Origin of the sequence: Pseudomonas ceruminis (assembly GCF_021602025.1) — a bacterium.
GTDB classification, from domain to species: domain Bacteria; phylum Pseudomonadota; class Gammaproteobacteria; order Pseudomonadales; family Pseudomonadaceae; genus Aquipseudomonas; species Aquipseudomonas ceruminis.
The window spans coordinates 126,626-141,738 of sequence record NZ_BQHW01000011.1; the positions used below are offsets into that span (position 1 = coordinate 126,626).

The window sequence follows — 15,113 nt, forward strand, 5'->3', positions numbered from 1 at the left end:
GAGAACTTCATGTACCTGGTGTGTGGCGAGGCCCTGTTCGATGTCTTTAGCTTGCAAAGCAGCCGCCGCAGCGGCGAGCTAGGCTTTACCGCCATTGCCGGTGGCTCGCCGTTCAACGTCGCCGTCGGCCTGCGCCGCCTGGGCGTGGACGCGGCGTTCTTCGGCGGGCTATCCAGCGACTACCTTGGCGCCCGGCTGCGTCGGGTACTGGACGAGGAACGCGTGGACAGCGGGTTCCTGGTAACAAGCGATGCCCCAACGACCCTGGCCATGGTCGGCCTGGATGCAAACGGCTCGGCGCACTACCAGTTTCGCGGCGAAGGCTGCGCTGACCGGCAGGTGCGCTTGGAGCATCTGCCGGTGTTGGATGAGCGCGTGCGGGGGTTGCATGTAGGCTCGTATACCTTGGTGGTGACGCCGGTGGCCGACACGCTGATGGCGCTGGTTGAACGCGAACGCGACCAGCGTTTGATCAGCCTGGACCCGAACGTACGCCTCAACCCGCAGCCGGATGTGGCGCTGTGGCGCAGGCAAGTCGAAGCGTTTGCCGGGCATGCGCATCTGATCAAGGCCAGCGAGGAAGACCTGGCGCTGCTCTACCCAGAGCGCGACGCGGCAGCGGTGGCGCGTGAATGGCTGAACACCCGGTGTCGGCTGGTGTTCATCACCCATGGCGCCGACGGCGCCAGCGTGCATTGCGCGCACGGCTCATGGCAGCGAGCGGCGGATGCCTCGCTGCCGGTGCGCGATACGGTCGGGGCGGGAGATACCTTCCAGGCGGCGGTACTGGCCTGCCTGGCACGGCTGGGTGCCGACACGCCAGAGGGCGTGGGCCGGCTGGACCGCGACACGGTCGACATGATACTCGGCTATGCCATACGCGCGGCGGCGGTCACCTGTTCGCGGGTGGGGCCCGACCTGCCCTTTGAGCATGAGCTGTCACCGACGCCGTGAGGGGCGTCTTGGCACGTCAACGATGCCGACGCCCCCCCTGCAGCCATTACTGTTTGTGCTGCTTCATCGTCTCCCGATGCAGCTCGATAAACGCTGCCTCGGCCGGATCGATCCGGTCCATCTGCGCCGCAATCCGGTGCCAATACGGATACTGCGGCGCGATCCGTGTCACCTGTTCGAGCTGCGCTTGATCCTTGGGCGTCAGCACCAGCTCCGCCGCCTGCAGGTTATCGTGCAACTGCTCGGCCGTACGCCCCGCCGTGATCACGCTGGTAATGCCCGGGCGGTCCTTGAGCCAGGCCAGGCATACCCGCGCCGGCGAACAGCCATGCCGCTGCCCCACCTCGATCAGCGCCTCGATGATGTCGTACGCACGCTCCCTGTCATGCACATAAGGTTCTGGCCAGTCATTGCCCTGGCGCGTGCCGGGCGGTGTCTGTTGCCCACGGCGAACCTTGCCGGTCAGCAACCCCTCCCCCAACGGCCCCCACACCAGCGTGGCGATGCCTTGGTCCAGCGCCATCGGCAACAGCTCGTACTCTGCCTCACGGGCCTCGGGGGTGTAGTAGATCTGCTGGGAAACCGGCTGCTGCCAGCCATTGAGCCGGGCGCTGCCGAGGGTTTTCATCATCTGCCAGGCGGTGTAGTTGGACGTGCCGAAGTAACGCACCTTGCCGCTTTGCACCAGGTGCTCCAGCGCCGACAAGGTCTCTTCCACAGGCGTGATGCCATCCCAGTTGTGAATCTGGTACAGGTCGATATGGTCGGTGCCCAGGCGCTTGAGGCTGGCCTCGCAGGCGCGGATCAGGTGGTAGCGCGAAGCGCCGCTGTCGTTGGGGTTGTCGCCCATCGGGCTGCGTGCCTTGGTGGCCAGGATGATGGACGGGCGACGCTCAGCCAGCGCTTTGCCGACGATTTCTTCCGCCAACCCGTGGGAGTACAGGTCCGCCGTGTCGACCATGTTTACACCGGCGTCGAAGGCCATGTCGAACATGCGCCTGGCCAGGGGCACGTCGACGCTGCCGGTTTTCTCGAATGCGCCACGGCCACCGAACGGGACCGTGCCGATCACCAGTTCAGATACAAGCAGGCCGGTGTTGCCTAGGGTGCGATACTTCATCGGTAATGCCTCCAAATGCGAAAGACCTGGAAGTACCGACGGTGCAGGGTGCTGAATCGTTCAATCGGATTGCGGCCTGGCCGAGATACAGGCCAGGACCACGCGAAAGAATGCTTCCCTGGTTGTGTTGGGTGCATTCCGGCAACGCTGAAACCGCTGAGGCCATCAGCTCACCGCACCAGCACCAGTACGCGCCCCAAGGCATCCAGCCAAAAAGATATAAACCCGTGCATATTATTCAGTTAAGGAATATAAATAGCACGGATCAATATTGGTATATACCAGATACCTAACCGTTAAATCTGCTCCATGAGCCCTGAGGGCACCAAGGAGCAAGACAGGATGATCGCTGTACGGGTAATGCTGGAATATTTTCATCCCTGGCCCAACTCGGCCGGGTTTTACCTCGCACGAGAGCGTGGCTGGTATCAGGACGCCGGTTTGTCGGTGCAGTTGGTTGTGCCGGACCCCTTCCATGGCGACACCTTGGAGCACCTGCTCAACGGCCACGCCGATGTTGGTGTGTTTCCCAGCAACCGTTTGTTGGTCCGGCGCAGCCTCGGGCAGCCGCTGCTGGGCGTCGCGGCGATCAACCATAGCGGCCTGGAGTCGATCCAGACACTGACCGACTTCGGCATTCGCCGCCCGAGGGACCTCGCAGGCAAGCGCCTGGCACTCAACCCCACGCCGCGGGGCCTGGCGATGGTCCGCCATCTGGTGGCCGCCGATGGTGGCGACCCGGATGCCGTCATCATCGTTGACAGCAAAGTGCGCGAGCTACGCCCCGAAGACCTGGCTGCGGGCATTGCCCACGCCAGTTTCGGTGGCTACTGGGCCTGGGAAGCGTTGATGGACAGCCCTGTCTCGCCTGAGCGCCGCGTGGTATGGCCGGTCGACACCATCGGCGCACCGCGCTACCACAGCTATCTGCTGGGCGGCCTGCAAAGCTGGTTCGAGGACAACCCCGAGACTGCCCGCGCCTTCCTCGCCGCCACCGAGCGTGGCTTTCGCGCAGCGGCCGAGGACCCGCAGAGCGCCCTGGACGCCTATGAGGCGGCCACACCTTACTTCCCGCGGGCGCTGCTCAGCCAATCGCTACAACACATCGCACCAACCTGGCTGCACGAGCAGCGCTGGGGCCAGCAGCGCGAGGAGCTGATCGCGCCCTACGCCCAGTGGTTGCACGACCATGGCGTACTGGCCGACGCTGATGCTTGGCGCGGGGCCACCAGCAACCGTTACCTCAGGGAGCCGCAGGCATGACCGAGCCATCGCGTATCGCCCATGGCATGGGGTTGCAACCTGTGCAAGCCGATTGGCCTGCGCTGTCCCAAGCGGATGTGGAAGACGTGCTGCAGCACTTCCCCCGGATCGGCGCCGTGGAGCCACTGCACTGGCACAGCCCTCGCCCCTTTTCGGCGGCCGCGCAGGTGCGCACGCAGCAGGGCGAGCTGTTCGTCAAGCGCCACCACCGCAGCGTTCGCCAGCCGGCCTGGCTGCTGGAGGAACACCGCTTCGTTCAGTACCTGAAGCAGCGTGGCGCCCCCGTGGTCACCCCCTTGCTCGACCGCAACGACAGCAGCGTGGTGGCCCTGGGTGAATGGACCTACGAGGTACTGCCGCTCGCACAGGGCCGGGACCTGTACCGTGACGCACTGTCGTGGACACCGTTCCTTACCCTGCAGCACGCCCACGCAGCGGGCGCCGCCCTCGCTCGCCTGCACCAGGCCGCTGAAGGCTTTGCCGCGCCAGCCCGGCGCACGCCGGTGCTGGTTGCCAACCTGCGCCTGTTGGGTGACAGCGCACCGTTGGCCTCGATCGAAAACGCCTTGGCACAGCGCCCTGCGCTGGGCCACTACCTTGCGGGTAAAGACTGGCAGCAGGCGCTGGGCGAACTGTACCTGCCCCATCATCGCGCCCTGCTGCCGCTGCTCAAGCACCAGCCTGCCCTGTGGACCCACAACGACTGGCATGCCTCCAACCTGCTCTGGACCGAACCGGGCAGCAAAGAGCAGGTGCAGAGCATCCTTGACTTCGGCCTGAGCGACCTGACCTTCGCCCTGTTCGACCTGGCCACTGCGGTGGAACGCAACTGCATTCCCTGGCTTGAACTCGACACAGGGGGGCGCGCCGCAGCCGACCTCGACGCAGTCGATGCACTGCTGGCCGGTTACCACAGTCAACGGCCGCTGACACACGCCGATCTACTCACGCTCAAAGCGCTGTTACCCCTGGTGCATGTAGATTTCGCCCTTGCGGAAATCGATTACTTCCAGGGCATCGTCGAATCGCGCAGCAATGCCGACATCGCCTATCACCAGTTCCTGATCGGCCATGGCCAGTGGTTTGGCGACAGCGAAGGCGTGCGCCTGCTGGGTCATCTGGACCGGATCGCACGCACGCGCTGACAGGACTCCCTATGCCCGACATCCTCATTTCACCCAACGCACTGCACCAGGCTCTGGAACAACCCGGGCTGGTGGTGCTGGACGCCAGCGTGGAGCTGGCCGCCGCCCAGTTCGACGGTGACTACCGTGTCGCCAGTGGCTATCGCGCATGGCTTGCCGAGCATATCCCGACCTCTCGGCATGCTGACCTGACCGGCGACCTGGCCGATACCTCGGCGGGCTACAGCTTCGCCGTCCCTTCGCTGGCGGCTGCTCGTGAGGCATTGGGGCGCCTGGGCATCGCCGAGGCGCGGCAGATCGTGGTCTATGACCGACATGACGGTTTCTGGGCAGCGCGCCTCTGGTGGATGCTGCGCAGCCTGGGCGTGCGCGCCGCAGTGCTCGACGGCGGGCTGAAGGCCTGGCGCCAAGCCAACCTGCCCCTCGCCCAAGGTACGAAAGCACCAGACAAGGCGCCGGGTTCGCCAGCGGCGTTGACTGTGCAGGCAGGGTATTGGGCCAGCCGCGAGGACGTGCTGGCAGTGACCAATGGGCAGGCCCCAGGTACGCTGATCTGCGCGCTTTCCCAAGGGCTGTTCGAGGGCAGCGCCGTGACCCGTTATGCTCGACGCGGCCACATCCCCGGCAGCCTCAACCGGCCAGCGCGGGGGCTGTTTGACGACCAGGGGCGCTACCTGCCCCCCGAAGCGTTGGCCGCAGCGCTCGGGCCAGCGCTGCTCGAAGGCGACCAACCGCTGATTCTCTATTGTGGCGGCGGCATCTCCGCCGCCGCCACGGCCCTGGCCCTTACACGCCTGGGGCGCCAGAACGTTTCGATCTACGACGGCTCGCTGCAGGAATGGGCCGCCGACCCTGCGTTGCCAATGACCACCGGAGCAACTCCGACCTGAGGTTTCACCCCCTTCAAAAGCCAGCTCGACGATGCCGTCGCCGCCACGTGCGCGCACCTTCGCGGGCACACGTTTACCCGTTTTTCGGTGCCACGCCGCTGGTCACCCAGGAGTTTGTTCATGGCTTCATCCTTGTCCCTGCAACACCGCCACGGCCTCGCGCTGGGGCTGCTGAGTCTGTCACTGAGCCCAGCCCTGGCCTGGGCGGACAGCACCCTGCTGGAGACCGTCACCGTAACCGGCGAGCAAATCGACAGCTACCATGCCACATCAGCGTCGGTGGGTGGCTTCGGCGAAGCGCCGCTGCTTGATACGCCAGCCTCGGTCGCGGTGTTCACCGAGCAGTTGCTCAAGGATCGCCAGGCCAGGTTGCTCAGCGAAGTGCTCAGCAACGACGCGTCGACCGGCGAAAGCTATGCACCGATCGGCTACTATGAAAACTTCGTGGTCCGCGGCTTTTCCCTCAGTGCCGCCAACAGCTACAAGATCAACGGCAGCACCATCACCGGCGAGCAGAACGTCGCACTGGAAAACAAGCAGCAGGTCGAACTGCTCAAAGGCCTTGCCGGCTTGCAAAGCGGTGTTTCCGAGCCCGGTGGGCTGGTCAACTACGTCACCAAACGCCCGCAGAACGTCCGCTCGGTCACTGTGGCAAGCAACGAATCGGGCGAGCGCTACATTGCCACCGACCTTGGTGGCTGGATCGACAGCGAGCAACGCCTGGGGGTACGTGCCAACTTCGCCCACGAAGACATCCGCTCCTATGTCGACAACTCCGACGGCAAACGCGATTTCGCCTCCCTGGCCGTTGACTGGAACATCACCGACGCCGCCCTGTTGCAACTGGATGCCGAGTACCAGACCCGCGAGCAGCGCTCGGTACCGGGCTACCAGTTGCTCGGCGGCAGCGTGGTGCCCCACGGCATCGACCCCAAGGACCGCTTGGCCGATCAGCGCTGGTCCAAACCGGTGGGCATCGACTCGCTCAACCTGGGCAGCCGCTTCGAGTACCGCTTCGACGACAACTGGAGCGCCAACGTCAGCGCTTCGCGCAGCCGCGTGGTGATCGACGATTACAGCGCCTTCGCCTGGGGCTGCTATGGCGCCGCAAGCTGCGCCGGTTCCGCCGTGCCGAACTACTTCAGCCCCGAAGGCGACTACGATGTCTATGACTTCCGCAACCCCGACGATACCCGCCGCAACGACGAGCTTCAGGCTGCCCTGAACGGGCGCTTCGACAGTGGCCCGCTGCAGCATGAACTGACCGTCGGCAGCAGCGCCTTGCGCCGCATCGTCGACCGCCGCGACTCGGTCAACGAGTGGGTGGGCACCGCCAACATCTACCAGCCCGTGCCCGACTTTGCGCCCACCACCGAGCCGCTTGGCCACACCTATCGGCGCCTGGACAGCCGCCAGTACGGGCTGTTCTTCACCGACCGGCTGAGCTATGGCGACCACTGGCAGGCCATTGTGGGGGGCCGCCAGGTGCGCCTGGACGAAAAGACCTTCGACATCGACGGCAATACCACCCGCCATACCCAGCGTGCCGAGTTCCTGCCCAATGTCGCGCTGATCTACAAGCCTCGCCCGGACATCTCGCTGTACACCAGCTACAGCAAGGGCTTGTCCCTGGGCGGCGAAGCGGCGTGGTTCACCACCAACGCCGACGAGATCCTGCCTCCCACCGTTTCGCGCCAACTGGAAGTGGGCGCCAAGCGTGACTGGCAAGGCCTGAGCTTGGGCGCCGCGCTGTTTCGCATCAGCAAGGCCTACCAGTATTCGCGGCCCAATGGCGATGGCAGCTTCACGTTCGTGCAACAAGGCGAACAGGAAAACATTGGCCTCGAGCTTTCCGCCAGCGGGCACCTGACCGAGCAACTGCAGGTGGCGGCCAGTGCCGCGGCGATCCGCGCCCGGGTCGAGGACAGCGGCACCGACAGCTACGAAGGGCACCAGGCGATCAACGTCCCGAAAGTGCGCGCCAGCCTGCACGCCGACTACAGTATCGCCAGCATCAAAGGCCTGGCCCTGCTGGGTGGCCTGCGCTACAGCGCCAGCAAGTATGCAAGCCAGGCAGGCAACGTGAAGGTCGATGGCTACACGGTATTCGATGCCGGCGCACGCTACACCCTGGACGTCGAGGGGTACGAAACCGTCCTGCGCCTGACCGTGGACAACCTCTTCGACAAACGCTATTGGCGCGATGTGGGCGAATACCTGGGCGACGGCTACCTGTTCCAGGGTGCCCCGCGCACCGCCCGCCTGTCCGCCACCGTGAGCTTCTGAGGAATCGCCATGAACCGGCCCGTCCCGCTGCTTGCCGCCCTGTTGGCGATGCTACTCACTGGTTGCCAACAGAACGCACCTGCCAACGACCAACTCGACGCGGTGCTCTGGACCCAGACGTCAGTGGAGCACGACTTGCTGTTCCGCCAGGCCTACGCCAGTGCCACCCGGCACCTGGACCAGGCCTTGGCCGACCCGACCTGGGATGCATTGGCACAAGCACCGCGCGCGCTGCAGGGCTTGCCACCGGCAGTGATCATCGACATCGACGAAACCCTGCTGGACAACATTGGGCTCAACGCCCGGGCGATTCTCGCCGACCGCCCGTATGACTACAGCGCCTGGTACCAGTGGGTGGATAGCGCCAAGGCCCCGGCCCTGCCCGGCGCCGTTGACTTCCTGCAGGCTGCGGCGCGGCGTGGGATCACGCCGTACTACCTGACCAACCGTGAACCTGGCCAGGAGCAGGCGACCCTGGAAAATCTGCGCCGCGTCGGTTTCCCGATCGACAGCAGCGCCCAGATCCTCACGGCGGGCACCGCCATCGGCGGGTGCCAGGCCAGCGGTTCAGACAAGACCTGCCGCCGGCATTGGGTGGGCACGCAGGCCCGCGTGCTGATGCAACTGGGCGACAGCTTCGGCGACTTCATGGCCACCCCCGGCAGCCAACAGGCCAAGCTCGACGCCGCCCGCCCCTACTTCGCCTGGTTGGGGGAGCGCTGGTTTCTGCTCCCCAACCCCACCTATGGCAGCTGGTACAGCGCGCCCTACCAAGGGCGCGACGGGTTGTCGGAGCAACAGAAACGCGCCTTCAAGCACAAGGCCTTGAAGCCCCAGTATTGACGCTGCCGAGGAGGCGCCCATGTCAACCTTAGAAATTATTGCCGTGCTGATCAACATCCTCGGCGTGTGGCTGACCACCCAACGCATTCGCTGGTGCTGGCCGGTGAGCGTGGTCGCCGTGCTGCTTTACGCCTGGATTTTCTTCGAGGTGAAGTTGTATTGCGACATGCTGCTGCAACTGGTCTTCGCCGTGCTGCAGGGTTACGGCTGGTGGCGCTGGAGCCAAGGTTACAGCGCCGCCGGTAAGGTCGGGGTCCACCGTCTGCCACGTCGCGAGGCGCTCGTCAGCCTCGCGGTGGGGCTTGCCGGCGCGGTCCTGCTGGGTGCCCTCATGCAGCGCTACACCGATGCCTCGGCGCCATGGATCGACGCACTGCTGAGCTCGCTCAGCCTGGTGGCCAGCTTCTGGGCGGCGCGCAAGTATGTCGCCAGCTGGGCGTTGTGGATCGTGCTCGACAGCGCCTACGTTGGATTGTTTCTGTTCAAGGACCTGCAACTCACCGCAGCGCTGTACGCCGGATTCGTGATACTGGCCACCTATGGCCTGCTGGCCTGGCGCAGCGAGCTGCAGGCTCAGCAGCGCACGCTGCCCACGGGCGCTGAGGTGTTGCCATGAACCCGTTCCGCACCTCGTTCGTCAGCGAATCGCAACCCCAGACCAGTTGGCGCGCCACCCAGCCCCATTACCTGCGCATCCGCGATCAACTGGCCAGCGACCTGGCCAAAGGATGCCTGCCCGCCGACAGCAAGCTGCCCGCAGAACGGGAACTGGCCGAGCGTTTCGGCTGCACCCGCGTGACCCTGCGCCAGGCATTGCAACTGCTGGAAACCGACGGCGTCATCTACCGTCAGGACCGTCGCGGCTGGTATGTGAGCCCGCCGCGCATCCGCTACGACCCGACCGGCATCACCGGCTTCATGGAGTACGTCGCCACCCAGGGCCGTACGCCACGCACCGAATGCCTGCACGCCGAGCGCCGCCCGGCCGGGGCCTGGCTGGCCAAGCGCATGGGCCTGGAGCATCCGGAGGAGCCGGTGTTCTACCTGCAGCGCCGCCGTTGGGTCGATCAACGCCCGGTGCTGCTGGAATGCAACGTGCTGGTGGCCGACTGGTGCCCCCGCTTGCTCGACGCCGACCTCAATACCTCGCTGACCGCCCTGCTGCGCGAGCGCTTTGGCCGCGTGCAATCGCGCAGCGAGCTGTGCATGCACCCGGAGACGATGAACGATTTTCAAGCCGACCTGCTGCAGGTTTCTCCAGGGTCGAGCAGTTTCTACCTGGAGCGCCTGAGCTTCGGCGAACGCGGCCAACCGGTGGAATTCGACCAGGAGTTCTGGCGCCCGGATGCCCTGGCGGTGGTGCTGCAAACCCGTTACCCGGGGGAGGCGGAAGCGCCATGATGTCGCAGCCTCAACTGGAAACGCTGCTGCAGGCCGCCGACGGCCTGATCTTCGACTGCGACGGGACGTTGGTAGACAGCCTGCCCGCCTATGCCGACGCCTGGCGCGCGGCCTTTGCAGCGTCTGGCAAGGTCATGGACACGGCATGGCACGCTGACCGCTGCGGGTTGTGCGAGACACAGCTGATGGAGCAGTTCGAGCACAGCAACCAGGTCACGCTGGATCGCCCCAGGGTGGTGGCGACGATGCGCCAGCACTACCTGGCCAACCTGTCGCGGCACTTGCGCGAACTCACCCAGGTGTCGGCCATCGCCAAACGGTTCGCGGGCGTCAAACCCATGGCCGTAGCGTCCAGCGGCTCTCGCGAGATCGTCTTGCACTCACTGGCCGCGCTGGGGTTGGTCGAGCTGTTCGACGCCATCGTGACGTTCGACGACGTCGGCAAGGCCAAGCCTGACCCCGCCATCCATCTGCAGGCTGCCCAGCAATTGGGGCTGCCTCCAGAGCGCTGCCTGGTGTTCGAGGACAGCGCGCAAGGTCTGGAGGCTGCGCGGCGCGGCCGACTGCCGGTGGTGGATGTAACGCGGCTGGCTCAGCCCTGACTTGAACGCGCCAGGGCCTTTATTTCCCCCTTACTGCCGTCCGTTTCGCGCAAGTACTCCTGCAGCGAGTCGTCCATCGCCTGCATCCAGCGGGTATGGTGTGGCACCGCTTGGGTGCCCGTGATAACCGAACGGTACGATTTATCCCGGTAACCCATGATGTCGTGCTTCTTGTCATTCTTCCATTGCAGGAAGATGCGGTTCACCGCCTCGATGTCGAAGCTCGGATAATCCGTCTGCTCGATCAGATGTCTGATGTATCGGCCTTGGAACTCATACATCGAGGCAGTGGTTTCCAGACGCTCCTCGTCTTCGCGCCAGCGCTCACTGTCGGCGCGCATGTCCGTCTTCGACGGCAGCTGGATCCGCCCCAGCATATAGTCGCGTGCAAACCAGGCCTGGGCATCGAACAGGTTGAAGCTGTACCAGAGGTCCTGCATGCCCAGGTAGATCAGCTGAGGGTTCTGCTCCCACACCACGCCCTGGTACAGGCCGGCAGGCCACAGGCGGTTGTTGGTCTTGAGGGTCAGCTCATCGGGCAGGAACGGGAAGTGGTGCTGGTAGCCGGTGCACAGGATGATTGCATCCACGCGCTTGTGCGAACCGTCGGCGAAGAACGCCAGGTCGCTTTCGACGCGCACCAGTTGCGGGCGCTCTTCCCAGCCCTTGGGCCATTTGTAGCCCATTGGCTGGGTGCGGTAGGCCGTGGTGATCGAGCGCGCGCCGTACTTGTAGCACTGCGAGCCGATGTCTTCGGCCGAGTAGCTGCTGCCGACGATCAGCAAGTCCTTTCCCTTGAATTCCATTGCTTCGCGGAAGTCGTGGGCGTGCAGGATTCGCCCGGCGAAACGCTCGAAGCCTTCGAAGTCAGGCACGTGCGGGGTGGAGAAGTGCCCGCTGGCGACTACGACATAATCGAACACCTGCTCAACACCTTGGCCGAGGCCGTAGTCGTGGGCGCTAACGGTGAACTCGCGGGTGTTTTCATCGAAGCTGACGTTCTTGACCGCAGTATTGAAGCGAATGTAGTCCCGCACTCCGGCCTTTTTCACACGGCCTTGAATGTAGTCCCACAGCACCTCACGCGGCGGGTACGAGGAGATCGGCCGCCCAAAGTGTTCATCAAAGCTGTAGTCGGCGAATTCGAGGCACTCCTTGGGGCCGTTGGACCACAGGTAGCGGTACATACTGCCATGCACGGGTTCGCCATGCTGGTCCAGGCCAGTGCGCCAGGTGTAGTTCCACATCCCTCCCCAGTCAGCCTGCTTTTCGAAGCAGACGATTTCGGGCATAGGGGCGCCCTGTGCATGGGCGGATTGGAAGGCACGCAGTTGCGCAAGGCCGGACGGGCCGGCACCGATGATAGCGACACGAAGAGTCATAGTGATTCCTGAACAGTTGAACGCTGAAAAAAAGCAAAGGCTCGCCACCCCCGAACGGCAAAAAGGCCGGGGTGGTGAAATTCAGGCGCTACGGTGCAGGTGGAGGGACGGGGCGTTTGCGCATCTGGGCCAGCAAGAACTTGCTTGGCGGAATCGACAATACGTGGAAGAGGGTCGAAAGCGGGGAAGGCATCATGGGGTTCGGCCCGTATCCACCCGCGCGGTGCGCAAAATGGGGGCCTGAAGGGCGGAAGATACGTGTGATCTCGTGCATGGGGGCTGCAAAGGCCTCTTTTCTTTATGGTTTCCTTTTTATCTATAACGGATGGGGGTGCAGATATCAAGGATCGGTGCCGCGCGGGCTCTTCCCAGGTCGCCGGCCTGATGCCGGACACCAGGCAACGCATGGGCAAGATCCGGGCATGCCTACGCAATGGATGCCCAGATAAACCAGAGGCGGCTTTTCAGTACGCGCCTGTTCAATCCGCCGCGTAACCGAAGATCGATTTCGTTTCTAGATACTCTTCAAATCCGTGGATCCCCCACTCCCGCCCATTCCCGGACTGCTTGTACCCGCCAAACGGCGCACCGTTGTCAGCCTTGCAGCCATTGAGGTGAACCATGCCGGTTCGCAAGCGGCGGGCCATGCTTCGGGCACGTTGCACATCACCCGCCGTCACATAGCCAGACAGCCCATAAGCGCTGTCATTGGCCAGGGCAATGGCCTGTTCTTCGGTGTCATACGGCATGATCGCAAGGACCGGGCCGAACACTTCCTCGCGGGCAATCGCCAGGTCCGAAGTGACATCCGCAAACACGGTGGGTTGGACGAAATACCCCGCCGTAGCATTTCCCGGGCGACCAACACCGCCACAGACCAACCGAGCGCCCTGCGCCATGGCTGCCCCGATCATGCCCTGGACCCGCAGATACTGCGCAGCATTGGCCAGCGGCCCCATGCTCGTGGCAGGGTCGCTGTCGTCGAAGCACACCCGGGCAGTAACCTCCCGCGCGATCTCGATGGCCCGTTCCTGACGATGGCGAGGCACCAGCAACCGCGTTGGCGCATTGCACGACTGGCCGCTGTTACGCATGCACGCGCTGACGCCATGGCGCACCGCCGCGTCGAAATCAGCATCTTCGAGGATGAGATTGGCTGACTTGCCGCCCAGCTCCAGCGACACCCGCTTCACCGTATCGGCCGCCGCCTTGGACACCGCGACACCCGCCACGTTGGAGCCGGTGAACGACACCATGTCGACCCCAGGATGCCGGGCAATCTGGTCGCCCACCGTGATCCCATCGCCATTGACCAGGTTGAACACCCCGGCTGGCACGCCTGCCTGATGCAACACATCGGCCAGCAGCATGGCGCACAGCGGCGCCCGTTCGCTGGGCTTGAGCACCATGGTGCAGCCAGCGGCCAACGCCGGGGCGACCTTACAGGTGAGCTGGTTGAGCGGCCAATTCCAAGGGGTGATCAACCCGCACACCCCGATGGGCTCCCGGGTGATCAAGGTGGTACCGTGCATACGGTCGAAGCTGTAGTCGCGCAGCACCTCATAGGCACGCTGCAGATGCCCAAGCCCGGCAGGGACATGCGCGCTGCGGGCCAGCGAAAGCGGTGCGCCCATCTCCTGGTGAACGGCCTGGGCCAGCTCCTCGCTACGTTGGCGATAGCCCTCAATGATGGCGGCCAATAGCTCCAGGCGTTGCTCACGGGGCCACTGTGAATACTGGACAAAGGCCCGCTGGGCAGCCGTTACGGCACGGTCGACATCGTCGCTGTTGCCCAGGCTGATGCAACTGAAAGGCTGCTCGTCGTGGGGATTTATCAACGCCTGGGTCGGCCGCCCGAGCGGCGTTTCCCAACGACCATCGATGTAGAAGTCGAGCGGGTTCATGCCACCCTCTCCAGCGCACGGCGCAAGGTGTGGAAGATCTGACCAATCTGCTCAGTCGAGACGATGAGGGGCGGCGACAGCACGATGTTGTCACCGGACGCGCGCACCAACACGCCGTCCTCGAAGCACAGGCGCGCCACGTCTGCTGCCGGAGCAGGTGCGCCCTCGCGCCCGCGCAGTTGCACCGCACACAACAGGCCGATCGCCCGGACATCCTGTACAACCGGGTGACCGCGCAAGGCCAGCGCCTGGGCCTGCCAGACCGGCGCTACCGCCTGGACATGGGCATTGATCCCCAGCGCCTGGTGAACCGCCAAGGTGGCAAGGCCCGCAGCGCAGGCCAGAGGGTGAGCCGAATAGGTATACCCGTGCATGAGCTCGATGGCCGATGCCGGGCCGTGCATGAACGCCTCATAGACCGCGCCACTGACCAGCACGCCACCCATGGGCACGGCTCCATTGGTCAGCCCCTTGGCGGTGGTCATCAGGTCGGGCACCACGCCGAACGCCTGCGCGGCAAACGATTCGCCCAAGCGGCCGAAGCCAGTAATCACTTCGTCGAAGATCAGCAGCACACCGTGGCGATCGCAGACCTCACGCAGCTTTTGCAAATACCCCAGCGGCGGCGCATACACGCCACCCGAGCCCGTCACCGGCTCGACGATCACCGCCGCGACCGTGGCCGGGTCGTGCACCTCCAGCAATTGCAGCAGTGCCTCGGCGTAATCGGCACCCTGCTGGGGTTGGCCTGCACTGAAGCGCATGCTGGCGTCGTAGGGCAACGGCAGATGCGCGACGTCGCCCAGCAGCGGGCCGAAATCGCGCTTCTGTCGCCCGATACCCGACACCGACAACCCGCCGAAGCCCATGCCGTGGTAGCCCTTGGCGCGGCCGATCAGCTTGGTCCGCCGGCAGTCGCCCCGGGCCTGGTGATAGGCACGGGCAATCTTCAGCGCGGTATCCACGGCCTCAGAGCCAGAGTTGGTGAAGAACACCTTGTCCAGCCCCTGCGGGGCAATGTCGACCAGCGCATCGGCCATGCGCAGGGCATCCGGGTGGCTCATCTTGAACGAGGAGACAAAGTCCAGACGCCCCGCCGCTTCCCGGATCGCCTCGACGATACGCGGATGGCCATGGCCGGCGTTGACGCACCAGAGCCCGGCCATGGCGTCCAGCACCGGACGCCCCTCAGGGGTGAAGTAATGCATGCCCTCGGCGCGCTCGAACAGCATCGGCTGGCGTGCGAAGTCGCGCATCGGGGTGAAGGGGGCCCACAGGCCGGTGTGCAAAGGCTGAGTCATGACGTCGTTCCTTTCAAAAAGC

13 protein-coding genes are annotated in these 15,113 nt (G+C 64.6%); 9 read left to right on the forward strand and 4 right to left on the reverse strand.

All coding sequences use genetic code 11. The features are described from left to right. Window positions 1-9: 9 nt before the first annotated feature. Window positions 10-954, forward strand: coding sequence for a carbohydrate kinase family protein (locus L6D80_RS14900; RefSeq protein ID WP_176512710.1), 945 nt, complete (start codon window positions 10-12; stop codon window positions 952-954). Window positions 955-1,000: 46 nt separating this feature from the next. Here the strand turns inward: L6D80_RS14900 and L6D80_RS14905 are convergent, their stop codons facing one another. Continuing rightward, window positions 1,001-2,074 (reverse strand): aldo/keto reductase, encoded by a 1,074-nt coding sequence (locus L6D80_RS14905; RefSeq protein ID WP_176512711.1) that lies wholly within the window; start codon window positions 2,072-2,074, stop codon window positions 1,001-1,003. A 342-nt stretch (window positions 2,075-2,416) separates the two neighbouring features. Between L6D80_RS14905 and L6D80_RS14910 the strand changes: the two genes are divergently transcribed. The 8 genes from L6D80_RS14910 (at window position 2,417) to L6D80_RS14945 (ending at window position 10,504) form a co-directional block, all read left to right on the forward strand. Next, on the forward strand, window positions 2,417-3,337 hold the full coding sequence (locus L6D80_RS14910; protein ID WP_054901753.1) for an ABC transporter substrate-binding protein: 921 nt from the start codon (window positions 2,417-2,419) through the stop codon (window positions 3,335-3,337). After that, window positions 3,334-4,482, forward strand: a complete 1,149-nt coding sequence (locus L6D80_RS14915) for a phosphotransferase enzyme family protein (protein ID WP_082422813.1) — start codon at window positions 3,334-3,336, stop codon at window positions 4,480-4,482. The genes L6D80_RS14910 and L6D80_RS14915 overlap by 4 nt, the downstream gene beginning before the upstream one ends. An 11-nt stretch (window positions 4,483-4,493) precedes the next feature. Then, the gene (locus tag L6D80_RS14920) at window positions 4,494-5,372 is read left to right on the forward strand and encodes a sulfurtransferase (protein ID WP_176512712.1); all 879 of its coding nucleotides are present in this window, start codon (window positions 4,494-4,496) and stop codon (window positions 5,370-5,372) included. A gap of 120 nt (window positions 5,373-5,492) precedes the next feature. Further along, window positions 5,493-7,658, forward strand: coding sequence for a TonB-dependent siderophore receptor (locus tag L6D80_RS14925; protein ID WP_054901751.1), 2,166 nt, complete (start codon window positions 5,493-5,495; stop codon window positions 7,656-7,658). A 9-nt stretch (window positions 7,659-7,667) separates the two neighbouring features. Further along, window positions 7,668-8,501: a 5'-nucleotidase, lipoprotein e(P4) family gene (locus L6D80_RS14930; protein ID WP_054901750.1), complete on the forward strand. Its 834-nt coding sequence runs from the start codon at window positions 7,668-7,670 to the stop codon at window positions 8,499-8,501. Between the two features lie 19 nt (window positions 8,502-8,520). Next, window positions 8,521-9,117, forward strand: coding sequence for a nicotinamide riboside transporter PnuC (gene pnuC, locus L6D80_RS14935; protein WP_176512713.1), 597 nt, complete (start codon window positions 8,521-8,523; stop codon window positions 9,115-9,117). Next, window positions 9,114-9,902, forward strand: coding sequence for a GntR family transcriptional regulator (locus tag L6D80_RS14940; RefSeq protein WP_176512714.1), 789 nt, complete (start codon window positions 9,114-9,116; stop codon window positions 9,900-9,902). Before pnuC ends, L6D80_RS14940 begins: the two co-directional genes overlap by 4 nt. Then, window positions 9,899-10,504 carry an HAD family hydrolase gene (locus L6D80_RS14945; RefSeq protein WP_219824806.1) on the forward strand — a complete coding sequence of 202 codons (606 nt, stop codon included), beginning with the start codon at window positions 9,899-9,901 and terminating at the stop codon, window positions 10,502-10,504. The genes L6D80_RS14940 and L6D80_RS14945 overlap by 4 nt, the downstream gene beginning before the upstream one ends. Here L6D80_RS14945 and L6D80_RS14950 read toward each other — a convergent pair. The 3 genes from L6D80_RS14950 to aptA all read right to left on the reverse strand — a co-directional run bounded on the left by L6D80_RS14950 (window position 10,495) and on the right by aptA (window position 15,091). Then, window positions 10,495-11,886: an NAD(P)-binding domain-containing protein gene (locus L6D80_RS14950; RefSeq protein ID WP_176512715.1), complete on the reverse strand. Its 1,392-nt coding sequence runs from the start codon at window positions 11,884-11,886 to the stop codon at window positions 10,495-10,497. The genes L6D80_RS14945 and L6D80_RS14950 overlap by 10 nt on opposite strands. A gap of 479 nt (window positions 11,887-12,365) precedes the next feature. Continuing rightward, on the reverse strand, window positions 12,366-13,790 hold the full coding sequence (locus L6D80_RS14955) for an aldehyde dehydrogenase family protein (RefSeq protein WP_054901746.1): 1,425 nt from the start codon (window positions 13,788-13,790) through the stop codon (window positions 12,366-12,368). After that, window positions 13,787-15,091, reverse strand: a complete 1,305-nt coding sequence (gene aptA, locus L6D80_RS14960) for an omega-aminotransferase AptA (protein WP_176512716.1) — start codon at window positions 15,089-15,091, stop codon at window positions 13,787-13,789. Before aptA ends, L6D80_RS14955 begins: the two co-directional genes overlap by 4 nt. Between the last annotated feature and the right edge of the window lie 22 nt (window positions 15,092-15,113).